Annotated in this window: 25 protein-coding genes and 1 pseudogene; 16 read left to right on the top strand and 10 right to left on the bottom strand. The window is 67.0% G+C overall.

Annotation, left to right across the window (positions count from 1 at the left end; all coding sequences use genetic code 11):
- The first annotated feature begins 56 nt into the window (after nt 1-56).
- The 9 genes from KU887_RS11225 to KU887_RS11185 all read left to right on the top strand — a co-directional run bounded on the left by KU887_RS11225 (nt 57) and on the right by KU887_RS11185 (nt 7,415).
- Entirely contained in the window at nt 57-887 is an 831-nt protein-coding gene (locus tag KU887_RS11225) for a 3',5'-nucleoside bisphosphate phosphatase (RefSeq protein WP_048984803.1), read from the top strand.
- Between the two features lie 69 nt (nt 888-956).
- Nucleotides 957-1,589 (top strand): L-threonylcarbamoyladenylate synthase, encoded by a 633-nt coding sequence (locus KU887_RS11220; protein ID WP_006487045.1) that lies wholly within the window; start codon nt 957-959, stop codon nt 1,587-1,589.
- 47 nt (nt 1,590-1,636) lie between these two features.
- Entirely contained in the window at nt 1,637-2,299 is a 663-nt protein-coding gene (locus tag KU887_RS11215; RefSeq protein WP_060213510.1) for a site-2 protease family protein, read from the top strand.
- Nucleotides 2,300-2,307: 8 nt separating this feature from the next.
- Nucleotides 2,308-3,510: a tryptophan--tRNA ligase gene (locus KU887_RS11210; protein WP_006487046.1), complete on the top strand. Its 1,203-nt coding sequence runs from the start codon at nt 2,308-2,310 to the stop codon at nt 3,508-3,510.
- Between the two features lie 8 nt (nt 3,511-3,518).
- Nucleotides 3,519-4,121 (top strand): bifunctional 2-polyprenyl-6-hydroxyphenol methylase/3-demethylubiquinol 3-O-methyltransferase UbiG, encoded by a 603-nt coding sequence (locus KU887_RS11205; RefSeq protein WP_012492702.1) that lies wholly within the window; start codon nt 3,519-3,521, stop codon nt 4,119-4,121.
- A 46-nt stretch (nt 4,122-4,167) separates the two neighbouring features.
- A complete protein-coding gene (gene dapA / locus KU887_RS11200; protein ID WP_060213507.1) occupies nt 4,168-5,070 on the top strand; it encodes a 4-hydroxy-tetrahydrodipicolinate synthase in 903 nt (300 codons plus the stop codon).
- A gap of 111 nt (nt 5,071-5,181) precedes the next feature.
- On the top strand, nt 5,182-6,327 hold the full coding sequence (gene bamC / locus KU887_RS11195) for an outer membrane protein assembly factor BamC (RefSeq protein ID WP_006487057.1): 1,146 nt from the start codon (nt 5,182-5,184) through the stop codon (nt 6,325-6,327).
- A 4-nt stretch (nt 6,328-6,331) separates the two neighbouring features.
- A complete protein-coding gene (locus KU887_RS11190) occupies nt 6,332-7,108 on the top strand; it encodes an MBL fold metallo-hydrolase (RefSeq protein WP_258250061.1) in 777 nt (258 codons plus the stop codon).
- Between the two features lie 40 nt (nt 7,109-7,148).
- Nucleotides 7,149-7,415 carry a hypothetical protein gene (locus tag KU887_RS11185; protein WP_162482215.1) on the top strand — a complete coding sequence of 89 codons (267 nt, stop codon included), beginning with the start codon at nt 7,149-7,151 and terminating at the stop codon, nt 7,413-7,415.
- Here KU887_RS11185 and KU887_RS34580 read toward each other — a convergent pair.
- Nucleotides 7,416-7,662 (bottom strand): annotated as a pseudogene (locus tag KU887_RS34580) (hypothetical protein). It abuts the gene before it with no gap.
- Nucleotides 7,663-7,718: 56 nt separating this feature from the next.
- The gene (locus KU887_RS11180; protein ID WP_058901596.1) at nt 7,719-8,939 is read right to left on the bottom strand and encodes a cupin domain-containing protein; all 1,221 of its coding nucleotides are present in this window, start codon (nt 8,937-8,939) and stop codon (nt 7,719-7,721) included.
- A 32-nt stretch (nt 8,940-8,971) separates the two neighbouring features.
- On the opposite strand from KU887_RS11180, the gene KU887_RS11175 reads away from it, so the two are divergent.
- Complete coding sequence (locus tag KU887_RS11175; protein ID WP_077020263.1) at nt 8,972-9,520, top strand: peptidylprolyl isomerase; 549 nt, start codon at nt 8,972-8,974, stop codon at nt 9,518-9,520.
- Here the strand turns inward: KU887_RS11175 and KU887_RS11170 are convergent.
- Entirely contained in the window at nt 9,500-10,747 is a 1,248-nt protein-coding gene (locus tag KU887_RS11170; protein ID WP_077020333.1) for a hypothetical protein, read from the bottom strand. The two genes, KU887_RS11175 and KU887_RS11170, sit on opposite strands and share 21 nt — an antisense overlap.
- 4 nt (nt 10,748-10,751) lie before the next feature.
- Nucleotides 10,752-13,409, bottom strand: a complete 2,658-nt coding sequence (gene mutS, locus KU887_RS11165) for a DNA mismatch repair protein MutS (RefSeq protein ID WP_258250060.1) — start codon at nt 13,407-13,409, stop codon at nt 10,752-10,754.
- A gap of 352 nt (nt 13,410-13,761) precedes the next feature.
- Here mutS and KU887_RS11160 point away from each other — a divergent pair, with 352 nt between their 5' ends.
- The gene (locus KU887_RS11160; RefSeq protein WP_034201563.1) at nt 13,762-14,088 is read left to right on the top strand and encodes an EthD family reductase; all 327 of its coding nucleotides are present in this window, start codon (nt 13,762-13,764) and stop codon (nt 14,086-14,088) included.
- 122 nt (nt 14,089-14,210) lie between these two features.
- Here the strand turns inward: KU887_RS11160 and KU887_RS11155 are convergent, their stop codons facing one another.
- Together KU887_RS11155 and KU887_RS11150 are read right to left on the bottom strand one after the other, a co-directional pair.
- Entirely contained in the window at nt 14,211-15,833 is a 1,623-nt protein-coding gene (locus KU887_RS11155; RefSeq protein ID WP_006483988.1) for an NAD(P)/FAD-dependent oxidoreductase, read from the bottom strand.
- Between the two features lie 308 nt (nt 15,834-16,141).
- Nucleotides 16,142-16,945, bottom strand: coding sequence for an inositol monophosphatase family protein (locus KU887_RS11150; RefSeq protein ID WP_006493635.1), 804 nt, complete (start codon nt 16,943-16,945; stop codon nt 16,142-16,144).
- 282 nt (nt 16,946-17,227) lie between these two features.
- Between KU887_RS11150 and KU887_RS11145 the strand changes: the two genes are divergently transcribed.
- Both KU887_RS11145 and cysE read left to right on the top strand, forming a co-directional pair.
- Nucleotides 17,228-18,052 (top strand): RNA methyltransferase, encoded by an 825-nt coding sequence (locus KU887_RS11145; RefSeq protein WP_006483995.1) that lies wholly within the window; start codon nt 17,228-17,230, stop codon nt 18,050-18,052.
- A 295-nt stretch (nt 18,053-18,347) separates the two neighbouring features.
- Entirely contained in the window at nt 18,348-19,121 is a 774-nt protein-coding gene (gene cysE, locus KU887_RS11140) for a serine O-acetyltransferase (protein ID WP_249201156.1), read from the top strand.
- A 58-nt stretch (nt 19,122-19,179) separates the two neighbouring features.
- Here the strand turns inward: cysE and KU887_RS11135 are convergent, their stop codons facing one another.
- From KU887_RS11135 to KU887_RS11120, 4 genes are all read right to left on the bottom strand, one after another.
- On the bottom strand, nt 19,180-19,980 hold the full coding sequence (locus KU887_RS11135; protein WP_006483982.1) for a UDP-2,3-diacylglucosamine diphosphatase: 801 nt from the start codon (nt 19,978-19,980) through the stop codon (nt 19,180-19,182).
- Nucleotides 19,981-20,007: 27 nt separating this feature from the next.
- A complete protein-coding gene (locus KU887_RS11130; protein ID WP_006483987.1) occupies nt 20,008-20,499 on the bottom strand; it encodes a peptidylprolyl isomerase in 492 nt (163 codons plus the stop codon).
- 88 nt (nt 20,500-20,587) lie between these two features.
- Nucleotides 20,588-21,163 (bottom strand): peptidylprolyl isomerase, encoded by a 576-nt coding sequence (locus tag KU887_RS11125; protein ID WP_006484003.1) that lies wholly within the window; start codon nt 21,161-21,163, stop codon nt 20,588-20,590.
- 39 nt (nt 21,164-21,202) lie between these two features.
- Nucleotides 21,203-21,925 carry a tetratricopeptide repeat protein gene (locus tag KU887_RS11120; RefSeq protein ID WP_258250059.1) on the bottom strand — a complete coding sequence of 241 codons (723 nt, stop codon included), beginning with the start codon at nt 21,923-21,925 and terminating at the stop codon, nt 21,203-21,205.
- Nucleotides 21,926-22,159: 234 nt separating this feature from the next.
- Between KU887_RS11120 and cysS the strand changes: the two genes are divergently transcribed.
- The 3 genes from cysS (at nt 22,160) to KU887_RS11105 (ending at nt 25,503) form a co-directional block, all read left to right on the top strand.
- Entirely contained in the window at nt 22,160-23,557 is a 1,398-nt protein-coding gene (cysS, locus tag KU887_RS11115; RefSeq protein ID WP_006484007.1) for a cysteine--tRNA ligase, read from the top strand.
- 43 nt (nt 23,558-23,600) lie between these two features.
- The gene (locus tag KU887_RS11110) at nt 23,601-24,428 is read left to right on the top strand and encodes a DNA-3-methyladenine glycosylase (protein WP_006484005.1); all 828 of its coding nucleotides are present in this window, start codon (nt 23,601-23,603) and stop codon (nt 24,426-24,428) included.
- Between the two features lie 103 nt (nt 24,429-24,531).
- A complete protein-coding gene (locus KU887_RS11105; RefSeq protein ID WP_006478433.1) occupies nt 24,532-25,503 on the top strand; it encodes an acetyl-CoA carboxylase carboxyltransferase subunit alpha in 972 nt (323 codons plus the stop codon).
- Nucleotides 25,504-25,508: the final 5 nt, after the last annotated feature.

Here is a 25,508-nt window from a genome sequence, read left to right as displayed (position 1 = left end):
CAGGCGGCGCAATTGCCGCGTTGCAGTAGAATGAGGCCTTACCTGCCATGCCGACAATGAACGCCGATCTCCACTGCCATTCCAATGTTTCCGACGGGTTGCTGTCGCCTGCCGACGTCGCGCGCCGCGCGCATGCGGGCGGCGTGACCCTGTGGGCGCTGACCGACCACGACGAGATCGGCGGCCAGGCGGCGGCGCGCAGCGAGGCGGAAGCGCTCGGCATGCGCTACCTGAGCGGCGTCGAGATCTCGGTCACGTGGGCATCGCGCACCGTGCACATCGTCGGTCTGCACATCGATCCCGCCCATCCGGCGCTGGTCGACGGCCTGTACCGCACGCGCCACGGCCGCGCGGCGCGCGCGCTGGCGATCGCGGAGCAGCTCGCGACGCTCGGCATTCCCGGCGCGTACGAAGGCGCGCTGAAATACGTATCGAATCCCGACCTGATTTCGCGCACGCACTTCGCGCGCTTTCTCGTTGAAAACGGCCATGCCGAATCGACGTCGGACGTATTCGACCGCCTGCTCGGCGACGGCAAGCCCGGCTTCGTCCCGCATCGCTGGGCGTCCCTGTCCGACGCGGTCGGCTGGATCCGCGCGGCGGGCGGCGAAGCGGTGGTCGCGCACCCGGGCCGCTATCGCTATACGTCGGTCGAATTCGACGCATTCTTCGGCGAGTTCATCGATCTCGGCGGCCGCGCGATCGAGGTCATCACGGGCAGCCACACGCCCGACCAGTACCGCGAATACGCGGACGTGGCGCGCCGCTTCGGCTTCGAAGTGTCGCGCGGCTCGGATTTCCATGCGCCCGGCGAGGGCCGCATCGAGCTCGGCAGCCTGCCGCCGTTGCCGCCCGACCTGACACCGGTCTGGGAGCGCTGGCTCTGACGCCGGGCGGCTTCGGGCCGCCCGCGTTGCCGATGCGCGCATCCGACTTCTCCCTCTTTACGTATCCCCATGTCCCAGTTCTTCAGGATTCATCCGGATAATCCGCAGCCGCGCCTGATCAAGCAGGCGGTGGAGATCGTCAGCAAGGGCGGCGTGATCGCGATGCCGACCGATTCGAGCTATGCGCTCGCGTGCCATCTCGACGACAAGGACGCGGTCGAGCGCGTGCGCCGGATTCGCGGCCTCGACGAGAAGCAGCACCTGTCGCTGCTGGTGCGCGACCTGTCGGAGCTCGCCAACTTCGCGATGGTCGACAACCGCCAGTACCGGCAGATCAAGTCGGTGACGCCGGGCCCGTACGTGTTCATCCTGCAGGCGACGAAGGAAGTGCCGCGCCGGCTGTCGCATCCGTCGCGCAAGACGATCGGGCTGCGCGTGCCCGATCACGCGATCACGCTCGCGCTGCTGGAGTCGCTCGGCCAGCCGCTGCTCGGCACCACGCTGATCCTGCCGCCCGACGACGAACCGCTGAACGATCCCGAGGAAATCCGCACGCGGCTCGAGAAACAGGTCGACCTCGTGATCGACGGCGGCGCGTGCCCGCGCGAACCGTCGACGGTGATCGACCTGACCGGCGACGCGCCCGAACTCATCCGCGCGGGGCGCGGGGCACTCGAACCGTTCGGACTCTCGGCCGCATGACGCGCGGTGCCATTTTTGCGCGAGTGCGCTTGTTACAATAACGCGATATGGATGCTTCCCTGATACAGACCATCGCCGTCTACGCGCTGCCCGTGATCTTCGCGATCACGCTGCACGAGGCCGCGCATGGCTACGCCGCGCGCCTGCTCGGCGACAATACCGCCTACGTGATGGGGCGCGTGTCGTTCAATCCGATGCGCCACATCGACCCGCTCGGCACGATCGCGATTCCGCTCGCGATGTACTTCCTGACCGGCGGCGCGTTCCTGTTCGGCTATGCGAAGCCGGTGCCGGTGTCGTTCGGCAACCTGCGCAATCCGCGCTGGGGCAGTTTGTGGGTCGCGCTCGCTGGGCCCGCGTGCAACTTCGTGCAGGCGCTCGTCTGGGGCCTGCTGACCCTCGTGCTGCCGGCCGTGGGTGTCGACGAGCCGTTCTTCACGCGGATGGCGCTCGCCGGCGTCAGCGCGAACCTCGTGCTCGGCGTGCTGAACCTGTTTCCGCTGCCGCCGCTCGACGGCGGCCGCATCCTGGCGGCGCTGCTGCCGACCAGGCAATCGCTCGCGCTGTCGCGCATCGAGCCGTACGGTTTCATCATCGTCCTCGTGCTCGTCACGACGGGCGTGCTGACGAACTTCTGGCTGCGTCCGCTCGTCAATGTCGGCTACGCCGTCCTGAGCGCCATCCTGTCTCCCTTCGCCTCGCTTTTCTAACGACAATCATGTTCCCAGAACGTATTTTCTCCGGCATGCGACCCACCGGGTCGCTGCACCTCGGTCATTACCACGGCGTGCTGAAAAACTGGGTGAAGCTGCAGTCCGAGTACCCGTGCTTCTTCTGCGTCGTCGACTGGCATGCGCTGACGACGCACTACGAGACGCCCGAGGTCATCGAGAAGAACGTGTGGGACGTGCTGATCGACTGGCTCGCGTCCGGCATCGATCCGGCGCAGGCGACGCTGTTCATCCAGAGCAAGGTGCCCGAGCACGCGGAACTCGCACTGCTGCTCGGCATGAGCACGCCGCTCGGCTGGCTCGAACGCGTGCCGACCTACAAGGAGCAGATGGAGAAGCTGAAGGACAAGGACCTGTCCACCTACGGCTTCCTCGGCTACCCGGTGCTGATGGCCGCCGACATCCTGCTGTATCGCGGCTCGCTCGTGCCGGTCGGCGAGGACCAGGTGCCGCACGTCGAGATGACGCGCGAGATCGCGCGCCGCTTCAACTACCTGTACGGCCGCGAGCCCGGTTTCGAGGAGAAGGCGCTCGAAGCCGCGAAGAAGCTCGGCGGCAAGCGCGCGAAGCTCTATCACGAGCTGCGCAATGCGTACCAGCAGGAGGGCGATGACGAGGCGCTCGAACAGGCGCGCGCGATGCTGCAGGAGTCGCAAAGCCTGTCGATGAGCGACCGCGAGCGCCTGTTCGGCTATCTCGAAGGCGCGCGCAAGATCATCCTGGTCGAGCCGCAGGCGCTGCTGACCGAAGCGTCGCGGATGCCGGGCCTCGACGGGCAGAAGATGTCCAAGTCGTACGGCAACACGATCGGCCTGCGCGAAGACGCCGAGACGATCACGAAGAAGGTCCGCACGATGCCGACCGATCCCGCGCGCGTGCGCCGCACCGATCCGGGCGATCCCGACAAGTGCCCGGTGTGGCAGCTTCACCAGGTCTACACGGACGAAGCGACGCACGAGTGGGTGCAGAAGGGCTGTCGCTCGGCGGGTATCGGCTGCCTCGACTGCAAGCAGCCGGTCGTCGAAGGCATCCTGCGCGAACAGCAGCCGATGCTCGAGCGTGCGCAGAAGTACATGGACGATCCGTCGCTGCTGCGCGCGATCGTCGCGGACGGTTGCGACAAGGCGCGCAAGTACGCGACGGAAACGATGCGCGACGTGCGCGACGCGATGGGCCTGTCGTACAACTGATCCGGCGCATGAGCGAATCCGTCATCGCCGCCGCGGGCGGTCACGTCGGCCAGGCCGGGCCGTCGCGCTGGGTCGCGCAATGGGCGCGGCTCGTGCCGGCCGGCGGCGCGGTGCTCGACGTCGCCGCGGGCGGCGGCCGCCATGCGCGCTGGTTCGCGTCGCGCGGGCATCCGGTCGTCGCGCTCGACCGCGATCCGGCCGCGCTCGCCGCGTTGCGCGCGATTCCCGGCGTCGACGCCCGCGAGGCCGATCTCGAAGGCGCGCCATGGCCGCTGCCGGCCGGCGAGCGGTTCGCGGCCGTGATCGTCACGAACTATCTGCATCGCCCGCTCTGGCCCCATCTGCGCGATGCCGTGGCGCCGGGCGGCGTGCTGATCTACGAAACTTTCGCGCAAGGAAACGAAACGGTCGGAAAACCGTCCAACCCCGCGTTCCTGCTCGCCCCGGGCGAGCTGCTGGATGCCGTGCACGGCCACCTGCGGGTGGTCGCGTACGAGGACGGTTTCATCGCCGCGCCGCGCGAGGCGTTCGTCCAGCGTCTGAGCGCAGTGCGCGAGGGCGCGACCCCGAAGGCGGGGGCGGGAATTCCACGTTACGAACTGCCCGGCTAATCCGCTACAATCTCAACGTTTACCGGTACACAATCAATCGCGTTTCATGGCTAACGGCACCCAAGACGGCATTCAAATCCGCGGCAGCATCCCCGCGATCGTCACCCCGATGCTCGAAGACGGCAGTCTCGACCTGCCGGCGTTTCGCAAACTGATCGACTGGCACATCGCGGAAGGCACCGATGCGCTGGTCGTCGTCGGTACGAGCGGCGAATCGGCAACGCTCAACGTCGAAGAGCACATCCTGATGATCCGCACGGCGGTCGAGCATGCGGCGAAACGCATCCCGATCATCGCGGGCGCGGGCGGCAATTCGACCGCCGAGGCGATCGAGCTGACGAAGCATGCGAAGGCCGTCGGCGCGGACGCGACGCTGCAGGTCGTGCCGTACTACAACAAGCCGACGCAGGAAGGCATGTACCGCCACTTCCGGACGATCGCCGAAGCGGTCGACCTGCCGGTGATCCTGTACAACGTGCCGGGCCGGACGGTCGCGGACATGGCGCACGAGACGACGCTGCGCCTCGCTGACGTGCCGGGCATCATCGGCGTGAAGGAAGCGACCGGCAACATCGATCGTGCCGCGCACCTGATCAAGGCCGCGCCGAAGCACTTCGCGATCTACAGCGGCGACGATCCGACCGCGATCGCGCTGATGCTGCTCGGCGGCCACGGCAACATCTCGGTGACCGCGAACGTCGCGCCGCGCGCGATGAGCGAGCTGTGCCGCGCGGCGCTGGCCGGCGACGTGCAGACGGCCCGCGCGCTGCACATGAAGCTGCTGTCGCTGCACAAGAACCTGTTCATCGAAGCGAACCCGATCCCGGTGAAGTGGGCGCTGCAGGCGATGGGCAAGATGCAGGGCGGCATCCGGCTGCCGCTCACGGCGCTCGACGAGCGCTGCCACGATGTCGTGCGTTCGGCCCTCGTCGAGGCCGGCGTCCTCTGATGCCGAGGCGGCCGCGTCCTGCGGCCGCCGGCTCGACCCCTGATCAACCCGCACCGGCCGGCTCCGTCCGGCGCCGCTCCTGACGAGCGTTCTAGCAAGACGAAGGATTTCATGAAACGTTTCGCCTTTTCCTCTCGCGCCATCCAGCTGTCGGTGGTGGCGCTGGCGCTGGGCGCGCTCGCTGGCTGCGATACGCTGAACGACTACCTGGCCCCTGACCGGGTCAACTACAAGAACACCGGGTCGGCGCCGCCGCTCGCGGTGCCGAGCGACCTGAAGCCGGTCCCGACGACGCAGCAGTTCGTCGCGCCGCCGACCAACGCCGGGCTCGGCACGCTGCCGCCGCGGGCCACGACGCAAGCAGGCAATGCGACCGACGGCATCCCGAGCGCGCAGGATCCGCTCGGCATGCATATCGAGCGCGACGGCGATCGCCGCTGGCTCGTCGTCGACGGCCGTACGCCCGAGCAGCTGTGGCCGATCCTGAAGGAATTCTGGCAGGAGAACGGCTTCTCGCTGAAGACCGATGCGCCGTCGACGGGCATCATGGCCACCGACTGGGCCGAGAACCGCGCGAACATTCCGGACGACTGGTTCCGCCGCACGATCGGCCGGGTCATCGATTTCGCGTATTCGTCGGGCACGCGCGACCGCTTCCGCACGCTCGTGAACCGCACGTCGGACGGCAACACCGACATCTCGATCACGCACAGCGCGATGGAAGAAATGATGGTCGGCCCGCAGGGCGGCACGTCGTCGCGCTGGGAAGAGCGTCCGCGCAATCCGGTGCTCGAAGCCGTGTTCCTGTCGAAGCTGATGCAGAAGTTCGGCCTGACCGACGCGCAGGCGAAGCAGCTGTTGACCGATGCGCGTCCCGCGACGGCGCCGGCGCAGGTCAGCGATACGAGCGGCGGCGCGGCGACGCTGCAACTGGCCGAGTCGTTCGACCGCGCGTGGCTGCGCGTGGGCCTGGCGCTCGACCGGACCAACTTCACGGTCGACAATCGCGATCGCGAGAAGGGCGTGTACACCGTGCGCTACGCGAATTCGATGGAAGAGCTCAAGCGTGACGGCCTGTTCGGCAAGCTGTTCTACGGCGGCCCGTCGGCAGCCAAGCCCGGCAAGGAATATCTGATCAACGTGCGTGCACAGGGCAATGGCGGCACGCAGGTCGCGGTGGTCGGCGCGAATGGCCAGATCGACAACTCGTCGGACGCGCAGCGGCTCATTTCGCTGCTGCACGCGCAGCTGAACTGAGCGCGTGCGATTCGCCAGCCTCGGAAGCGGCAGCGAAGGCAACGCGCTGGTCGTCGAGGCCTCGAGCGGCACGACGACCACCCGCGTGCTGCTCGACTGCGGCTTTTCCGCCAAGGAGGTCGAGCGCCGGCTCGGCCGGCTGAATCTCGGCGTCGCCGATCTCGACGCGATCCTCATTACCCATGAACACAGCGACCACGTCGGCAGCGCGCTGACGCTCGCGCGTCGCGCGTCGTTGCCGCTCTACATGAGCTGGGGCACCGCGCGTGCGGTCGCCGCGGACGAGGCCGATGTCGATCTCCACGTGCTGTGGGGCGACGAGACGGCCGCGATACGCGATCTGGCCGTGATGCCCTATACGGTCCCCCACGACGCGCGGGAGCCGCTCCAGTTCGTCTTCATGGACGGAAGCCGCCGGCTCGGCGTGCTGACGGACGTCGGAATGGCCACGCCGCACATCACGGCCGTCCTGAGCGGCTGTGACGCGCTGGTGCTCGAATCCAACCACGATACCGCGATGCTGGCCGCCAGCCGCTATCCGCAGTCGCTGAAGGCGCGGATCGGCGGCAACCACGGCCACCTGAGCAACCACGCGGCGGCCGAGATTCTCGCGTCGCTCGAACGCAGCCGTCTCCAGCACCTGGTGGCGGCCCATCTGAGCCAGCAGAACAACCTGCCGGAACTGGCCCGCCAGGCGTTTGGCGGTGTGCTTGGGACGGACGGGGAAGACGTGATCGTGGCCTCGCAGGACGCGGGCTTCGACTGGCTGATGCTCGGATGAGCGGGGGAGGGCCGCCGCGGCGGCTCGACACGGCTGCCGCGTGCTCGATTCGAAAGCGGCAGACGTAAAAAAACCGGCCCTCGGGCCGGTTTTTTTTCAGCTGATGCTGAAGGCTTACTGGCTTGCGCCCGAAGCCGGAGCAGCCGTCGCTGCCGAAGCAGCCGACGCCACTGCAGCAGCAGCGTCGCTCGCAGCAGCCGTTGCCGACGAAGCAGCAGCCGAAGCGTCGCTCGCAGCACCAGCAACTGCCGAAGCAGCCGACGAAGCAGCAGCAGCCGCGTCGCTTGCAGCCGACGAAGCAGCTTGATCAGCGCTCTTGTTGCAAGCAGCCAGTGCAACAGCAGCCAACAGGGAAGCTACGAGGAGGGATTTCTTCATGATCACGTCCTTTTATGGTTAAAGGTAAGCAACAGCGCGAAACAATACCGGTAATGTGCTCCAACACCGACCTGGGCCGCTGGTGGAGATGCACTTCTTAGAGCGTGAATCTTCCCTACGGCTTGGGCGGAAATTATATGCACTTTCCTATCGACCGTCGACAAATGCGGGGTCAATACGTTGTCTTTCCCATACAGAATTTGATCTGTACGGGCATACGGGGCGACTCACACTAATTCCGGTTTCCGACCCGTATCCAGCCCGCACGATACCACTCGTGCAACAAGGCTGTCATTGAAGGAACCCGGGATAGTGTTACAAACCGTTTCGCCTCCATCTGGCGTTGATTGGCCAGTTCGGGCAGCCATTCACCGGCTTGCTCGAGCGGTCCTTCCTCGCCATTAATGAAGTACGAGCGCGCGTTATACATCAATGCGGCCCTTCTGTCGAGACACACGCCACGGCGTGACGCTTGCGTGACGAACGCGGCTTCGGACAGCGGGCGCTCGGGCGGGTCGAAAACGACGTTGGATTTGGGCTCGCTCAGGTAGCAGCCGAGGAATTCGGCGACGTCGCGCTTGCGCCAGCGGATCGCATCGACGATCTCGGCGACACGTTCGACCATGGCCGGCGGCAGTTGCGCGGGCGCGTCGACGGCCGGTTGCTTCGGATCGCGGTAGAGGTCGTCCCCGTTCGCGTCGCGCAGGCCGCCGCGCTCCGCGAGGTAGTACAGGAACTGGGCGCCCAGCTCGCCGGCGGACGGGGCCCGGAAGCCGATCGAGCAGGTCATGCATTCGCCTTCGGCGACGCCATCGTGCGCGATGTGCGGCGGCAGGTACAGCATGTCGCCGGGTTCCAGCACCCATTCGTCGCTCGGCTCGAAGTTTTCGAGGATCTTCAGCGGCACGTCCGGCTGCAGCGACAGATCCTTCTGCGCGCCGACCCGCCAGCGGCGCCGGCCTTCGACCTGCAGCAGGAATACGTCATACGAATCGAAGTGCGGGCCGACGCCGCCGCCGTCGGTCGCATACGAGATCATCAGATCGTCCAGCCGCGCGTCGGGGATGAAACGGAAGCGGTCTAGCAACGCGCGCGCGGCGTCGACGTGCAGGTCGAGCCCCTGCACGAGCAGGGTCCAGGATTTGCGCGTGACCGAAGGCAGCGAATCGGGCTCGAACGGACCGTGCGCCAGTTGCCACTTGTTACGAAAATGGGTGATCAATCGCGATTCCGCGTCATAGTCGGCGGCGAGCTCGAACAATGCATCGCGCGTGACCGGCGACGTGACGCCGGGGATCGCCTGGCGGATCAGCAGCGGCTTCTTTTGCCAGTAGCCGCGCATGAATTGCGCCGGCGTGAGGCCGCCGAGCAGCGGCGTGGGGAGATCGGAAGGCGGCGCGCCGAGCGGGGCGGCAGCGGCATCCCGCGGTTCGGCTTGAGACCGGTTGCGCATCGTATAATGAGACTTGTATTTGGGAGAATTGGATGAAAATCGCAAAAAACACCGTCGTGTCGGTCACTTACAAGCTGTCGGACGCACAGGGCAATCTGATCGAGGAAAGCGACGAGCCGATGGTCTATCTGCACGGCGGCTATGATGGCACGTTCCCCAAGATCGAGGAACAGCTCGACGGCCACGAGGCGGGCTATCAAGCACAGGTTCAGCTCGAGCCGCAGGACGCGTTCGGCGACTACGATCCCGAACTCGTGAAGATCGAGCCGCGCGATCGTTTTCCCGAGCCGCTCGAGGTCGGCATGCAGTTCGAAGGCACGCCGGAAGACGGTGACGAGGAAGTCGACTCGCTGATCTACACGGTCACCGATATCGCCGAAGACAAGGTCGTGCTCGACGGCAATCACCCGCTGGCCGGCATGGCGCTGCGTTTCGCGCTGACCGTGAAGGACGTCCGCGAAGCCACCGAAGACGAAATCGAGCACGAGCACGCGCATGGCGCGGAAGGGCTCGAGATCGTTGACGAGGACGACGACGAAGACGAAGACGGCGAAGCGCCGTCAGGGCGTACTCTGCACTGAGCTTGCCGGCAGGCCCGGCGCCGGCCCCGATGCGGGAGGCGGTGCCGGCCACGACGCGCCGCCCGGTGCGGCGCCGTCGCCCTGCAGCGGCGGCGCGACCGACGACGAGTCGGGCAGCGCCGGCAGCGCAGGAATTTCCGGCATCTGCGGCAGCGGCACGTCGTCGCGCGGCACGAGCGGCAGCGTGGGCGGCACCGGCAGGTTCTTCGGCACCTCCTGGAGGCTCACGTTGAAGATCGTCTGCCGCGCCGGCGAGACGCTCACCTTCACCCACTGATTCGCCGGATGGCGCGGTCCGATCGCGACGCGCGTCACGTTTCCTACCAGTTCGCCGTCGTCGGCATGCAGCGGACGATCGATCAGAAAGCCGTTCGCCAGCGGTTCGCCGCTCGCATGCATCACCAGGATCGGGCCGTGGAATGTCGCTGCCGCTTTCACCAGCGTTCGTTTCAGCTCACGGAAGCCGTCGCGCACGCGCGGCCGGTTGAAACGCAGCCATGCGAAGCGCTCCGCGCGTTCATAGCGTTCGAACTGTGGATCGCCTTCGAAAATCACCACCATCGCGCGCGCCTCGCGCCGCTTCGCATATTCGGCTGCGTGGTCGATCCAGAAGCCGTTCGCGATGATGCGATCCTCGAATTCGCCGTTGCGGCCGCCCGCCGTCAAATAATGATTGTTCGGCGCCGGTGCATTGAGGGCGACGTAGACGATGTCGTCGCGCATCCAGCGTGCGTTCTCGCGATACGGCCGGAACCGCGCGACTTCGCTCTCGCGCGTGATCTGCAGCGCACCGGGGTCGGGCAGCGCCGAATCGGCGAGCAGCGTCTGTCGCAGGAAATCGAGCCGCTCGACCGGGTCGTAGCCGCCGCCGGCCGCCGTGTTGCAGGCGATCCAGTCGTCGTGGCCGGGAATGAACACGAGCGGCACGCGTGCTGAATCCAGGATCGCGCCGCGCTGCGAATACAGCGCGTCGCGGCATGCTTCCTTCGAGCCTTTGAGATCGCCCGCGTAGACGACGAACGCGAGGTTGCGTTCGCGTGCGATCGCATCGAGCAGCCGCTGCGCGGCCGGCTCGTCCGCCGGGACGTTGATGACGCCCGACACGACGGCGAACGAGTAGGGCGCCGCGCTGCGCTTGGGTGGCGCGGCCAGCGCATCCGCCTGCGCGAAGGCAAGCGCCGCCGTGACGAGCGCGGCGGCGGCGCGGGCTGGCAGGCCCTGCGGCATGCGCTTACGCGTGCCCGTCGGCATCGTGCGACCGGACCAGCGTGCGCAGCTCGTACAGCAGGTCGAGCGCCTCGCGCGGCTTGAGATCGTCGGGATCGATGTCGCGCAGCTTTTCGAGCGCCGGATGTGGCGTGTCAGGCAGCGCCGGCGCGTCCGCGCATTCGAGGTCGTCGATTGCCGCCGGCGGCGCGCTGAACAGGTCGAGTTGCGGCGTGTGCTGCGACGCCGACTGCTGTTCGAGATACGCGAGGTGCTTGCGCGCGGCGCGGATCACCGGTGCCGGGACGCCCGCGAGCTGCGCGACCTGAAGGCCGTAGCTCTGGTTCGCCGGGCCCTCGTTCACCGCGTGCAGGAACACGATGCCGTGGCCGTGCTCGACGGCCGACAGATGGACATTCGCCGCTTGCGGGAACTCGGCCGGCAGTTGCGTCAGCTCGAAGTAGTGCGTCGCGAACAGCGTGTAGCACGCGTTGTGCGCCAGCAGGTGGCGCGCGATGGCCCAGGCGAGCGCGAGGCCGTCGAAGGTCGACGTGCCGCGGCCGATCTCGTCCATCAGCACGAGGCTTTGTGGCGTCGCGTCGTTGAGGATCGCCGCGGCTTCGGTCATCTCGACCATGAAGGTCGAGCGGCCGCCCGCGAGATCGTCGGCCGCGCCGATGCGCGTGAAGATCCGGTCGATCGGGCCGAAGCAGGCCCACTTCGCCGGCACGTAGCTGCCGACGTACGCCATCAGCGCGATCAGCGCGGTCTGCCGCATGAACGTCGACTTACCACCCATGTTCGGCCCGGTGATCAACAGCAGCTTGCGTTCGGGACCGAACCGGCAGTCGTTCGCGATGAACTGCTCGACCTGCGCTTCGACGACCGGATGGCGACCCTGTTCGATTTCGATGCCGATCTCGTCGGTGAAGGTCGGCGCGACCCAGTCGAGCGCGCGTGCGCGTTCGGCGAAGGCGGCGAGCAGGTCGAGCTCGGCGAGGGCCGAGGCGACGCGCTGGCATTCGGGGATGAACGGCAGCAGCGCCTGCAGCACCGAGTCGTACAGCGCGCGCTCGCGCGCCAACGCGCGTTCCTGCGCGGACAGCGCTTTGTCCTCGAAGGTCTTCAGTTCCGGCGTGATGTAGCGCTCGGCGTTCTTCAGCGTCTGGCGGCGGCGGTAATCGTCGGGCACCTTGTCGGTCTGGCCGCGCGTGACCTCGATGTAGAAGCCGTGCACCTTGTTGTATTCGACACGCAGGTTCGCGATGCCGGTGCGCGCGCGCTCGCGCGCTTCGAGATCGATCAGGAACTGACCGCAGTTCTCCGAAATGTCGCGCAGCTCGTCGAGCTCGGCATCGTAGCCGCGCGCGATCACGCCGCCGTCGCGCACCATCGCGGCCGGCTCGGTGGCGATCGCGCTCGTCAGCAGGTCGAGGCATTCGGCGGGCGGCGCGAGCGCCGCGTCGACGCGCGCGAGCGCATCCGCGTTCGCGACGATCGCGCCGATGCGCTCGCGCAGCGCCGGCAGCGCGGCGAACGTGTCGCGCAGGCTCGACAGGTCGCGCGGGCGCGCGGACAGCAGCGCGAGCCGCCCGGTGATCCGTTCGACGTCGGCGATCTGGCGCAGCGCGCTGCGCAGCGCATCGAGGCTCGCGTTGGCCGGCGCGTCGAGCAGCGCGCCGATCGCCTGCTGGCGCGACTGCGCGGCGACCGACGCACGCGGCGGGTGATGCAGCCAGTGACGCAGCAGACGGCTGCCCATCGTCGTGCAGCAGGTGTCGAGCAGCGAATACAGCGTGGGCGACTCGGTGCCGCGCAGCGTCTCGGTCAGTTCGAGGTTGCGGCGCGTGGCCGGGTCGAGCCCGATGTATTCGGTTTCGTTCTCGACCTTCAGGCTGCGCACGTGCCGCAGTTGCTGGCCTTGCGTGGCCGCGGCATAGAGCAGCAGCGCGCCGGCCGCGCCGCACGCGCTCGTCAGCGAATGCGCGCCGAATCCGTCGAGGCTCGCGACATCGAGCTGGTCGCACAGGCGCTGCGTGCCCGACGCGATGTCGAAGTGCCAGGCCGGCACGCGCTTGCTGGCGCCCGCGCCGGCCGGAATGGCGTCGGTTGCACCGTCCGGCGTCAGGATTTCGGCCGGCCGGATGCGTTCGAGCGCGGCGGCAAGCTGCTCGGGCTCGATTTCGGCGAGCCGCAATGCGCCGCTCGCGAGGTTCAGCCATGCGAGGCCGATATTGACCGCGACGCCCCGCTTGTTGTGGCCGGTGCACATCGCGAGCAGGTAGACGTCGTTCTTGTCGGACAGCAGCGCGGCATCGGTCAGCGTGCCGGGCGTGACGACGCGCACGACCTTGCGTTCGACCGGGCCCTTCGACGTGGCCGGATCGCCGATCTGCTCGCAGATCGCGACCGATTCGCCCATCTTCACGAGCTTCGCCAGGTATTGCTCGACCGCGTGATGCGGGACGCCGGCCATCTTGATCGGTGTGCCGGCCGACGCGCCGCGCTGCGTGAGGGTCAGGTCGAGCAGGCGCGCCGCTTTTTCCGCATCCTCGAAGAACAACTCGTAGAAGTCGCCCATCCGGTAGAAGACGAGCGTGTCCGGATGATCGGCCTTGATGCGCAGGTACTGCTGCATCATTGGGGTGTGGCCGGCAAAGGCCTCGGGCGACAGCGTGGTCATAGGTCAGGCATGAAGTTGTTGCTTGGGTTGCCCGAGTTTACCAGTGGCGTCGACGTGAACGTGCGAAGTTGGCCATTCGGCCGATTGCCGGTGGTGCCGGGCAGTCGCGATTTGAAAGACGGCTTCTCCCGGCTGCCGACCTGCAAAGCATCTGACAGCACCGAGCCGCTGCGGCATCATGGGGCACCCGTTGCCACCGAACTGGCAAGACGGGTTCACCGGTGCTTACAATCGCAAGAACGAGTACACCGATTCCGGAACAAAGGTCGGCCATGCCTGTATCGGCGACCTCGGCCTCGTCTCGCGGGCGGCGGCGCCTCGATTACCGTGCCGCAACAGGAGAACCAATCCGATGATCAAAGTCAGTGTCATGTATCCGTACACCGCAGGCGCGCGATTCGACCATGCGTACTACCGCGAGACGCATATGCCGATGGTGAAACAGCGACTCGGCGCGGCATGTCTGTACTACACGGTGGACAAGGGCATCGCAGGCGGTGCGCCTGGCACCGACCCGGTTTACGTGGCCAAGTGTGACTTCGTCTGTACGTCCGTCGAAGCTTTCCAGGCAGCCCGCGACCCGCACGCGCAGGAGATCATGGCCGACATCGCCAATTACACGGATATACAACCGGTGCTGCAAATCAGCGAGGTGGTCGTGGAGCGTTCGGAAGACTGACCGAGGTTCGGCTATCGCCCGGCACCGCATCCGCGTATGGCGTGGCGCCCGCGCTGTCGCGGCGCAGGCAGGCCGGCCGCGCCCAGGTCACGAACCTGCGTGCGCCGGCCCTGTCCCGCAGTTCAGGACGCGTGTCCCGACATCAGGCTGAGCGCCACCGCTTGCGCGACTTCGATACCGTCGATCGCGGCCGAATAGATGCCGCCCGCATAGCCGGCGCCTTCGCCGGCCGGATACAGGCCTTCGACATTCATGCTCTGGTAGTCGTCCTTCCGGCGAATCCGGATCGGCGACGACGTGCGTGTCTCCACGCCGGTGAGCACGGCGTCGTGCATCGCGAAGCCGGCGATCTTCTTGTCGATCTCGGGCAGCGCCTCGCGGATCGCTTCGATCACGTAGTCCGGCAGCGCGGTGCTGAGGTCGGTCGGATTCACGCCGGGCTTGTACGACGGCTCCACGGAGCCCAGCGACGTCGACGGCCGGCCCGCGATGAAATCGCCGACCAGCTGGCCCGGCGCGCGGTAATCGCCGCCGCCGAGTTCGAACGCGCGTTCTTCCCATTTGCGCTGGAACGCGATGCCGGCGAGCGGGCCGCCCGGATAGTCGTCCGGCGTGATGCCGACGACGATGCCCGCATTCGCATTGCGCTCGGCGCGGGAATACTGGCTCATCCCGTTGGTGACGACGCGGCCCGGCTCCGAGGTCGCGGCGACCACCGTGCCGCCCGGGCACATGCAGAAGCTGTAGACCGCGCGCCCGTTGCTGCAGTGGTGGACCACCTTGTAGTCGGCCGCGCCGAGCTGCTTGTGACCCGCGAACTTGCCGAAGCGGCTGCGGTCGATCAACCCCTGCGGATGCTCGATGCGGAAACCGAGCGAGAACGGTTTCGCTTCGATATAGACGCCGCGGTCGTGCAGCATCTGGAACGTGTCGCGCGCGCTGTGGCCCACGGCCAGCACCACGCGGTCGCACCGCAACGTTTCCCCGTTCGACAGCTTGAGCGCGCGCACCTTGCCCTGGTCGATTTCGATATCGTCGACACGGGTTTCGAAGCGCACTTCGCCGCCGAGTTCGTGGATCGACGCGCGCATTTTTTCCACCATGCTGACGAGGCGGAACGTGCCGATGTGCGGGCGGCTCAGGTACAGGATGTCCTCGGGCGCGCCGGCCTTGACGAATTCGTCGAGCACCTTGCGGCCATAGTGGTTCGGATCCTTGATCTGGCTGTACAGCTTGCCGTCGGAGAACGTCCCTGCGCCGCCTTCGCCGAACTGCACGTTGGATTCGGGATTGAGCACGCTCTTGCGCCACAGGCCGAACGTGTCCTTGGTGCGTTCGCGCACGGCCTTGCCGCGTTCGAGGATGATGGGACGGAACCCCATCTGCGCGAGGATCAGCCCCGCGAACAGGCCGCACGGCCCCATGCCGATCACGACCGGGCGCAGGAAATCGGCGTGTTCGGGCGCCTTCGTGACGAAGTGGTACGCCATGTCGGGCGTCACGCCGCAATGCGGCTTGCCGGCGATGCGCTTGAGCGCGGCCGCTTCGTCCTTGACTTCGACATCGACGATATACGTGAGCTTGATGTCCGCGCGCTTGCGCGCGTCGTGCGCGCGGCGGAACACGGTGTAACGGAGCAGCCCGTCTGCCGCCACGCCAAGCTCCGCGAGGCGCGCGCGAATTGCGGCCTCGAGCGCGCTCTCGGGGTGGTCGAGGGGGAGTTTAATTTCGCTTAGCCGTAACATGAGGACTCGGATGCGATTGCCACGGCGCCGTGGCGGTGTTGATACAGGCGGGGCCGGCATGCCGGCGGCGGCGTTGTTCGCCGCGCGGGCATGCCGGACGCAAACCCTTCGCTGGCATTGCGCGACCAGCGGCGCGGGCGGCGATACGCCGGCCGGCCCCAGGCAACTCGGGCAACTTCAGGATAGGCGCACGAAGCGACCCGTGTGCACGGAAGATTGTCCCGCGTTCCGGGGCGATCGGCGCGCCAGCGTGACGATGCCTGCGAGCGGTTTGCGCGAAAGCCGCGCCACGCGGGCGCGGCCCGGGCTTACTCCGCTGCCGGATGCACGCGGCTGTAGCGGTTCAGGATCGGGATCATCTGCGCGTAGATCTTCGGGTTCGCGGCGACGATCTCGTGGCGATGCAGGAAATCGGCGTCGCCCGTGTAGTTCCCGACGAGGCCGCCGGCCTCGGTGATCAGCAGGCTGCCCGCTGCCATGTCCCACACGTTGATGCCTTGCTCGAAGAATGCGTCGAGGCGGCCGGCCGCGACGTTCGCGAGATCGAGCGCCGCCGCGCCCGGACGGCGCAGGCCCGTGCAGGCCTGCGTCATTTCGGTGAAGAGGCGCGCATAGGCGTCGAGGCCGTCCTTCTCGCGGAACGGGAAGCCCGTGCCGACCAGTGCGTCTGCCAGGCGGTCGCGGCGGCCGACGCGGATGCGGCGGTCGTTCAGGTATGCGCCGCGGCCGCGGGTGGCCGTGAACAGGTCGTTCTTGTTCGGATCGTAGACGACGGCCTGCGTGACGACGCCCTTGTGCTCGAGCGCGATCGATACGCAGTAATACGGGAAGCCGTGGATGAAGTTGGTCGTGCCGTCGAGCGGATCGATGATCCACTTGAATTCGGATTCGTTGTCGGATTCGCCCGATTCCTCCGCGAGGATCGCGTGGTCGGGGTAGGCGGTCTTCAGCGTCTCGATGATCGCGTCTTCGGCGGCCTTGTCCACTTCGGTGACGAAGTCGTTCTGCTGCTTCTTGCGGATCTCGATCAGGTCGAGATCGAGGGACGCGCGATTGATGATCTGTCCGGCGCGGCGCGCAGCCTTGACAGCAATGTTGAGCATGGGATGCATGAGCCTGGATCCTGTAGCCGGCGGCACGGGCCGCCACGAAGTGGGACAACCGCCCGGAACGGCGCAAGCGTGCCGGGGCGAGGTGAGACGCGAATTGACAAAGAGCGGGGTACGACCCGCGCTGCGCCGCGGCGCAACGCATAAAGGCATGATTTTACCCGATTTTTGGTGGTTTCAGGCGACCGGAATGCGGGGAAACCCCCACTGGCCATCCGGACGAGTGGGTTTGCGGGAGCGATGGCGATACCATACGGCCATTCTGATGAACCGAGTCGTCTCGTAGTGGAAACCCCGCAGAACACCGCCGCGCCGTCCGAATCGGGCGCGGCCTCGTCCCCGCCGCCGTCCGGCGGCTTCACGTCCACCCGCTTCGTGCTCGTCGAGCCGAGCCATCCCGGCAACGTCGGGGCGGCCGCCCGCGCGCTGAAGACGATGGGCTTCTCGCGCCTCGTGCTGGTCGCACCGCGCGTGCCGCACGTGCAGAGCGATCCGGAGGCGATCGCGATGGCCAGCGGCGCGGACGACGTCCTCGCGTCCGCGCATGTCGTGTCGACGCTCGGCGAAGCGCTGTCCGGCGTGCACTGGTCGATCGCGCTGACCGCGCGTACGCGCGAATACGGGCCGCCGCGGCTCGCGCCGCGCGCGGCCGCCGCGCAGGCGAGCGCGCAGGTCGGCACGGGCGACATCGCGCTCGTGTTCGGCAACGAGCGTACGGGTCTCGCGAACGAGCATGTCGAGCAGTGCAGCGCGCTCGCGCACATTCCGGCGAATCCGGCCTACAGTTCGCTGAACCTCGCGCAGGCCGTGCAGGTGCTCGCGTACGAGTTGCGCGTCGCGTTTCTCGAGCAGGCGAGCGAGCCGTCGGCGCAACCGCCGGCCGAAGCCGGCACGCTCGCGCAGAGCGACGAGATCGAGCGGATGTACGTGCACCTCGAGCATGCGCTGATCGCGCTCGACTTCCTCGATCCGCGCAACCCGAAGAAGCTGATGCCGCGGCTGCGGCGGCTGTTCGCGCGCACGGGCCTCGAGCGCGAGGAGGTCAACATCCTGCGCGGCGTCGCGAAGCACATCCTGCTGAAGTCGGGCAAACCGGGCGGCGACGCGTAAGCGGCCGGCGCGCTGATCGCGGGGTGCGGGGCGTCCGACGGATGCGGCGGGTGGTGGGTGGCGGGCAGGCCATGCGGTGATCCGCCGGAAGCGACGAACCCTGCAGTTTCGCCCGACGGGCCTCCCCGGAAATCCGTCCCGGCCGAATACCCGCGCCGGTGGCGGGGTGAACGCGCGACCGCGTGCGGCGGCGCGCGACTGGCCCTACAATCGCCGGACGTCATAAGCAAATTACCCGGCGCGATAACGGCCGGCATTGCCGGCGATGCGCGCCGGCCTTTTCCCAGATCACATCATGTTCACGAGACTGCGCGAAGACGTTGCAACGATTCGCGAGCGGGATCCCGCCGCTCGCAGTGCGTGGGAAGTGCTGACCTGTTATCCGGGGCTGCATGCGCTCGTGCTGCACCGTTTCGCGCACGCCTGCTGGCGCGCGAAGCGCTACTGGCTCGCGCGGTTCGCGTCGCAGGCCGGCCGGTTCCTGACCGGGATCGAGATCCACCCCGGCGCGACGATCGGCCGGCGCGTGTTCATCGATCACGGCATGGGTGTCGTGATCGGCGAGACGGCGATCATCGGCGACGACTGCACGATCTATCAGGGCGTGACGCTGGGCGGCACGTCGCTCACGCGCGGCGCGAAGCGCCATCCGACGCTCGAGGCCGGCGTGATCGTCGGCGCTGGCGCGAAGGTGCTCGGCGGTTTCACGGTGGGCGCGGGCGCGAAGATCGGCTCGAACGCGGTGGTCGTCAAGCCGGTGCCGCCCGGCGGCACGGCGGTCGGCAACCCGGCGCGCATCGTGATGCCGGCGCAGCCGAAGCCGCAAGCCGAGCGCGCGGCATTCTGCGCGTACGGGATCACGCCGAACGCCGACGATCCGATGTCGCTTGCGATTCACGGGCTGATCGATCACGCGGCGAAGGAAAGCCGTCGCGTCGACGAGATCGTCGCGGCGCTCGAACGGCTCGGCACGCATCTGGAAACGCTGCAGGGCGCCGATGCGGCGCGCCTCGACCTGCGCAGGCTGTCCGCGGTGCTGGAAGGCAAGACGGTCGAACGCCAGATGTAACGAACGAGCAGGGCGCCCACGGCTGCCGGTCGATGCGACGACAGCGGCAGCGGTGGCGTCAGTCGAGCGGCATCGCGTGGATGCCTTCCGCGTCGACGCGCAGATAGCCGCCGCGCGGCGTGCCGTGATCGAGATCCCAGTCGGGCAGTACCCAGCGGATTCCGCCCGGTTCCGCGTGGCGCGCGGGGCGGTGGGTGTGGCCGTGAATGATCACGCTTGCGCGACTTTTCCGGAACAGCGCGGCCACGCCTTCCCGCGTGACGTCGTAGATCGCTGACACGGGGCGCATGCGGCCGGCTTCGCTGTTCGAGCGCATGCGCTGCGCGAGCGCGCGGCGCCAGCGGAACGGCCATGCGAGAAACAGCCATTGCGCGACGCGGTTGCGCGCGACGCGCCGGAACAACTGATAGCCGCGATCGGCCGTGCATTGCGCGTCGCCGTGCGCGAGCACGATGCGCTGGCCGAACGCCATGATCAGCGAGGGGTCGGGCAGCAGCATCGCACCGGCCGCCTTCATGAAGCGCCGGCCGAGCAGGAAATCGCGGTTGCCGTGCATCACGTAGAGCGCGATGCCGCGCTCCGAGAACGTGTGCATCAGCGCGGCCATGCGCGCGGCGAACGGATCGTCGTCGAGGATGTCGTCGCCGATCCAGTATTCGAACAGGTCGCCGAGGATGAACACCGAATCGGCGCTGTCGGCGGTGTATTTCACGAAATGCTCGAACGCGGCGACCGTCTTCGGAATCGCTTCGCTCAGGTGCAGATCGGAGAGAAACAGGAACGGGCGTGCGGCTTGCGCGTACTCGCGCTCGCCCGGCACGCCCGCGGAGACGCTTCGCGGCGGACTCTCCTGCAACATCGAAGTGCCTCCGTGACGGCTGGTGCGTCAGACCACCACGGCCTTTTCGATCACGACGTCGTCGGTCGGCACGTCCTGATGGAAGCCCGCGTTGCCCGTCTTGACGCCCTTGATCTTGTCGACCACGTCCTGGCCCTCGACGACCTTGCCGAACACCGCGTAACCCCAGCCCTGCGGCGTCGGCGACGAGTGGTTCAGGAAGTCGTTGTCGTTCACGTTGATGAAGAACTGGGCGGTCGCCGAGTGCGGATCGTTCGTGCGCGCCATCGCGATCGTGTAGTTGTCGTTCTTCAGGCCGTTGTTCGCCTCGTTGTCGATCGGCGCGTCGGTCGGCTTCTGCTTCAGGCCCGGCTCGAAGCCGCCGCCCTGGATCATGAAGCCGTTGATCACGCGGTGGAACACGGTGCCGTCGTAATGGCCTTTCTTCACGTAGTTCAGGAAGTTTTCGACCGTCTTCGGTGCCTTCGCGGCGTCGAGTTCGAGCTTGATCACGCCGTGGTTCGTATGCAGTTCAACCATGATGAATTCCTTCGGTGAGGCGGTTTAAATGGCACGCGGCCGGTCGTGCGACGCGGCCGCGTGTGGCGCCGGACGTGCCGGCAGGTGCTTACTTCGAGACGATGCTCGCCGATTCGATCACGACCGGTTGCGCCGGCACGTCCTGCATCGGGCCGCGCGAGGTCGTCGCCACGCCTTCGATCTTCTTCACGACGTCGAGGCCCGACACGACCTTGCCGAACACCGCGTAGCCGTTGCCGTCCGGGTTCGGATAGTCGAGGCCGCTGTTGTCGACCGTATTGATGAAGAACTGCGCGGTGGCCGAATTCGGATCGCTCGTGCGCGCCATCGCGATCGTGCCGGTCAGGTTCTTCAGACCATTGCGGCTTTCCAGCGGGATCGGCGCGCGGGTCGGCTTTTCCTCGAAGTTGGTCTTGTAGCCGCCGCCCTGGATCATGAAGCCCTTGATCACGCGATGGAAGATCGTGCCGTTGTACTGGCCGGCCTTCACGTAATCGAGGAAGTTGGCGACGGATTTCGGCGCCTTCTCCGGATAGAGCTCGACGCGGATGTCGCCCTGCGAGGTCTTCAGCTGCACGACGGGGTGCGCGGTGGCCGTTTGCGCGAACGCGGGCGCGGTCGCGAGAAGGGCGGCGCCGCCAAGCGCCAGCAACAGACGTTTCATTGCGATCCTCAGGTTGGGAGGGAAGGAAGGGCGCGCCGCTTATTGCGACGGCGCGACGTACGGTGCCGCCAGTGCGCCCGACGGACCGTTGAACTGGAACGTCGGCGACATCGGCAGCGTGGTGGTGCTCACGTTCGCGGCGGCGCGGTCGGTGTAGGCGCGCGTGGCCGGCGTCGTCGCGCGGGCGTTCGGCGCGGCTTTCGGCGCCGACACGATCTTCTGGAGATCGGCGAGGCGCTGCGCGGTCGCGCCGCTCGTGCGGCCGAGCGATTGCGCGCGCTTGTACGATTCGGAAGCGAGCCGCAGGTAGAGGTCGCCGAGGTTCTCGTACGCGAGCGAGTAGCTCGGGTTCGATTGCGTCGCGGTGACGAGCGCGGTGCGCGCTTCGTCATAGCGGCCGTGCTTCGCGTAGAGCGCCGCGAGGTTGTTGTACGGCTCGGGCAGTTCGGGGTACGCCTGCGTGATCGCGACGAACTGCTGGATCGCGTCGTCGTCGCGGTTCAGGCGGGCCAGCACGGTGCCGCGCTTGAACTGCGCCTGCACGTCGTGCGGATTCGACGCGATGCGCGCGTCGAGCTGCGCGAGCGCCTGCTTCCACTGCTTGCCGGCGATCGACGCGTCGATTTCGGGGGTGCCGTCGGCGACCGCCGGGGCCTTCTGCGCATGCGCCGCGGGAGCCGCGAAAAGCGTCAGCGCGACGCCCATGACGGTGGTCGCAACGAGGGTCGCAGCGCTCGGCGCGCGGCCGCGATGAGGTTTCATAGGCGTAAATCGGAATGTTATACTCCGAGCCATTCTAACAAAACGTCTGCGCGTTCCGGCGAGCGGCAGACAGTCTTTCTTAGCCTCTCGTGGCCGTCACCGCTGTGCTTGCAGCCTGACCGCCCCATGTGATATCGAGGACGCGCGGCCTGGCGCCGCAGCAGATGGTCCGTCCGTTTCACATGCTGGGCGAGCTTCGCCAGGGCGGTTTCCTTCGGCTCACGGTTCATCTCTATGGAATCACTGCGCATCTACAACACGCTCGCGCGTGACAAGCAAGTTTTCGTGCCGCGCCAGTCCGGCGAAGTGCGGATGTACGTATGCGGGATCACCGTCTACGACTATTGTCACGTGGGCCACGCGCGCATGCTGGTCGTGTTCGACCTCGTCCAGCGCTGGTTGCGTGCGATCGGCTATCGGGTCACGTATGTGCGCAACATCACCGACATCGACGACAAGATCATCCGCCGCGCGGTCGAGAACGGCGAGACGATCAAGTCGCTGACCGACCGCTTCATCGGCGCGATGCACGAGGACGAAAGCGCGCTGGGCATCCAGCGGCCCGACATCGAGCCGCGCGCGACGCAGTTCATCCCGCAGATGCTCGGCATGATCGAGACGCTCGAGACGAACGGCTACGCGTACCAGGCGAGCGACGGCGACGTCAATTACTCGGTGCGCAAGTTCACGAACTACGGGAAGCTGTCGGGCAAGTCGCTCGACGATCTGCGCGCGGGCGAGCGCGTCGCCGCGAACGACGCGAAGGAAGATCCGCTCGATTTCGTGCTGTGGAAGCGTGCGAAGCCGGAAGATCCGGAAGGCGCGTCGTGGGCGTCGAAGTACGGGATGGGTCGCCCGGGCTGGCACATCGAGTGCTCGGCGATGGGCTGCTCGCTGCTCGGCAATCATTTCGACATCCACGGCGGCGGGCAGGATCTGCAATTCCCGCACCACGAGAACGAGATCGCGCAGAGCGAGGGCGCGACCGGCGAGACGTTCGTCAATTACTGGATGCACAACGGCTTCGTGCAGGTCGACAACGAGAAGATGTCGAAATCGCTCGGCAACTTCTTCACGATCCGCGAGGTGCTCGAGCGTTACGACGCGGAAGTCATGCGCTTCTTCATCGTGCGCACGCACTATCGTTCGCCGCTCAATTACAGCGACGTGCATCTCGACGATGCGCGCGCGTCGCTCACGCGTCTGTACACGGCGCTGAAGGACGTCGACGCCGATACGCTCGCGCTCGACTGGAACGAGCCGCACGCGCAGCGTTTCGCGGCCGCGATGAACGACGATTTCAACACGCCGGTCGCGGTGGCGACGCTGTTCGAGCTGGCGGGCGAAGTCAATCGCACGCGCGACGCGTCGCTCGCGCGGCAACTGAAACAGCTGGCGGGCCTGCTGGGCCTGCTGGGCCGCGAACCGCGCGCGTTCCTGCAGCAGGCGTCGGGCGCCGCGCAGGCGGGCGGGCTCGCGGCCGACGAGATCGAAGCGAAGATCGCCGCGCGCGTCGCGGCGAAGCAAGCGAAGGACTATGCCGAAGCGGACCGGATCCGGGCGGAATTGCTCGAAGCCGGTATCGCACTTGAAGACAAACCGGGCGGATCGACCGAATGGCGTCGCGTATGAGCGCGGTGCGTTCCACTGACCGATCCGTCAGGTAGGAGGCAAGATGGCAACGGCCAGAAAAGCGCCGGTCAGGCGCGCGACCCCGGTCGCCGCGCGTCCGGCAGCCAAGCGTGTACCGGCGGCGAAGTCGGACGCGACGCGCGCCGTGCCGAACGGCGCGCTGAACGGTCATGCGCAGCCGGCGGCCGCGCTGCCGGCCGCCGACGCGGCCCGCAAGACACGTGCGTCCGAAGCGGACGGCGAGGAGGTCGTCGTGCGTCCTGCCTATTGGGACAAGGCATGCGCGGACCTCGTCAAGCGCGACCGGATCCTGAAGAAACTGATTCCGAAGTTCGGTCCCGCGCATCTCGTGAAGCGCGGCGACCCGTTCGTCACGCTCGCGCGCTCGGTCGTCGGCCAGCAGATTTCGGTGCCGTCCGCGCAGTCGCTGTGGGCGCGCATCGAGGACGCCTGTCCGAAACTCGCACCGCAGCCGGTGATCCGGCTCGGCGCGGACAAGCTGATCGCGTGCGGGTTGTCGAAGCGCAAGACGGAATACATCCTCGATCTCGCGCAGCATTTCGTGTCGGGGGCGCTGCACGTCGACAAATGGATGTCGATGGACGACGAGGACGTGATCGCGGAACTCACGCAGATCCGCGGCATCAGCCGCTGGACGGCCGAGATGTTCCTGATCTTCAACCTGTCGCGGCCGGACGTGCTGCCGCTCGACGACCCGGGCCTGATCCGTGCGATCAGCGTCAACTACTTCAGCGGGGAACCCGTCACGCGCAGCGAGGCGCGCGAGGTTGCGGCCAACTGGGAGCCGTGGCGCACCGTCGCGACCTGGTACATGTGGCGCAGCCTCGATGCGCCCGACGCCGACGCCTGAGTGTCGGCTATCGGGTTTTAAACATCAATAGTTGAGAGCCGGTTTTGAGCGTCGCCCGCGCGGGTAGAATACGCGCTGCCGCAAGACCCAAGGATTCGAACACATGAAGACCACGTTTCTGGATTTCGAACAGCCGATCGCCGAACTCGAGGCCAAGATCGAAGAGCTGCGATTCGTGCAGGACGACTCGGCTGTCGATATTTCGGAAGAAATCGAGCGGCTGTCGAAGAAAAGCCAGCAACTGACGAAAGACCTCTACGCGAACCTGTCGCCATGGCAGGTTTCGCAGATCGCGCGGCATCCGCAGCGTCCGTACACGCTCGATTACGTTGCGGAACTGTTTACCGATTTTCACGAGCTGCATGGCGACCGCGCGTTCGCGGACGACCTGTCGATCGTCGGCGGTCTCGCGCGCTTCGGCGGCCATCCGTGCATGGTGATCGGTCATCAGAAGGGCCGCGACACGAAGGAGCGCGCCGCGCGCAACTTCGGGATGCCGCGCCCGGAAGGCTATCGCAAGGCCGAACGGCTGATGCGTCTGGCCGAGAAGTTCGGGCTGCCGATCTTCACGTTCGTCGACACGCCGGGTGCGTACCCGGGTATCGGCGCGGAAGAGCGCGGCCAGTCGGAGGCGATCGGCCGCAACCTGTACGTGATGGCCGAGCTGAAGACGCCAATCATCACGACGGTGATCGGCGAGGGCGGCTCGGGCGGTGCGCTGGCGATCGCGGTGGCCGACACCGTGATGATGCTGCAGTTCTCGACCTACTCGGTGATCTCGCCGGAAGGCTGTGCGTCGATCCTGTGGAAGAGCGCCGCGAAGGCGCCGGAAGCCGCGGAAGCGCTCGGCCTGACCGCGCACCGCCTGAAGGCGCTTGGCCTGATCGACAAGATCATCAACGAGCCGCTCGGCGGCGCGCATCGCGATCCGAAGGGCATGGCCGCGCTGCTGCGCCGTGCGCTGGCCGATTCGCTGCGCCAGTTCCAGGGCATGAGCATCGACGCGCTGCGCGAGCGTCGCTTCGAGCGCCTGATGGCCTACGGCAAGTTCAAGGAAACCACGCCGGGCGCATGACCGGC

The sequence above is a fragment of the Burkholderia sp. EMB26 genome (assembly GCF_024730645.1).
In the GTDB taxonomy this organism is placed as follows: domain Bacteria; phylum Pseudomonadota; class Gammaproteobacteria; order Burkholderiales; family Burkholderiaceae; genus Burkholderia; species Burkholderia cenocepacia.
The sequence above is the reverse complement of the archived record's forward strand: the minus strand, read 5'-3'. Positions and strand labels throughout refer to the sequence as shown.

Coding starts and splice junctions, on each gene's coding strand:
- KU887_RS11220 (WP_006487045.1), top strand. CDS start 957: ATGTCCCAGTTCTTCAGGATTCATCCGGATAATCCGCAGCCGCGCCTG.
- KU887_RS11210 (WP_006487046.1), top strand. CDS start 2,308: ATGTTCCCAGAACGTATTTTCTCCGGCATGCGACCCACCGGGTCGCTG.
- KU887_RS11215 (WP_060213510.1), top strand. CDS start 1,637: ATGGATGCTTCCCTGATACAGACCATCGCCGTCTACGCGCTGCCCGTG.
- KU887_RS11150 (WP_006493635.1), bottom strand. CDS start 16,945: ATGCATCCCATGCTCAACATTGCTGTCAAGGCTGCGCGCCGCGCCGGA.
- KU887_RS11105 (WP_006478433.1), top strand. CDS start 24,532: ATGAAGACCACGTTTCTGGATTTCGAACAGCCGATCGCCGAACTCGAG.
- KU887_RS11180 (WP_058901596.1), bottom strand. CDS start 8,939: ATGCGCAACCGGTCTCAAGCCGAACCGCGGGATGCCGCTGCCGCCCCG.
- KU887_RS11175 (WP_077020263.1), top strand. CDS start 8,972: ATGAAAATCGCAAAAAACACCGTCGTGTCGGTCACTTACAAGCTGTCG.
- dapA (WP_060213507.1), top strand. CDS start 4,168: ATGGCTAACGGCACCCAAGACGGCATTCAAATCCGCGGCAGCATCCCC.
- KU887_RS11110 (WP_006484005.1), top strand. CDS start 23,601: ATGGCAACGGCCAGAAAAGCGCCGGTCAGGCGCGCGACCCCGGTCGCC.
- KU887_RS11205 (WP_012492702.1), top strand. CDS start 3,519: ATGAGCGAATCCGTCATCGCCGCCGCGGGCGGTCACGTCGGCCAGGCC.
- KU887_RS11170 (WP_077020333.1), bottom strand. CDS start 10,747: ATGCCGCAGGGCCTGCCAGCCCGCGCCGCCGCCGCGCTCGTCACGGCG.
- cysS (WP_006484007.1), top strand. CDS start 22,160: ATGGAATCACTGCGCATCTACAACACGCTCGCGCGTGACAAGCAAGTT.
- KU887_RS11225 (WP_048984803.1), top strand. CDS start 57: ATGAACGCCGATCTCCACTGCCATTCCAATGTTTCCGACGGGTTGCTG.
- KU887_RS11125 (WP_006484003.1), bottom strand. CDS start 21,163: ATGAAACGTCTGTTGCTGGCGCTTGGCGGCGCCGCCCTTCTCGCGACC.
- cysE (WP_249201156.1), top strand. CDS start 18,348: ATGTTCACGAGACTGCGCGAAGACGTTGCAACGATTCGCGAGCGGGAT.
- KU887_RS11160 (WP_034201563.1), top strand. CDS start 13,762: ATGATCAAAGTCAGTGTCATGTATCCGTACACCGCAGGCGCGCGATTC.
- KU887_RS11120 (WP_258250059.1), bottom strand. CDS start 21,925: ATGAAACCTCATCGCGGCCGCGCGCCGAGCGCTGCGACCCTCGTTGCG.
- KU887_RS11155 (WP_006483988.1), bottom strand. CDS start 15,833: ATGTTACGGCTAAGCGAAATTAAACTCCCCCTCGACCACCCCGAGAGC.
- KU887_RS11135 (WP_006483982.1), bottom strand. CDS start 19,980: ATGTTGCAGGAGAGTCCGCCGCGAAGCGTCTCCGCGGGCGTGCCGGGC.
- KU887_RS11130 (WP_006483987.1), bottom strand. CDS start 20,499: ATGGTTGAACTGCATACGAACCACGGCGTGATCAAGCTCGAACTCGAC.
- mutS (WP_258250060.1), bottom strand. CDS start 13,409: ATGACCACGCTGTCGCCCGAGGCCTTTGCCGGCCACACCCCAATGATG.
- bamC (WP_006487057.1), top strand. CDS start 5,182: ATGAAACGTTTCGCCTTTTCCTCTCGCGCCATCCAGCTGTCGGTGGTG.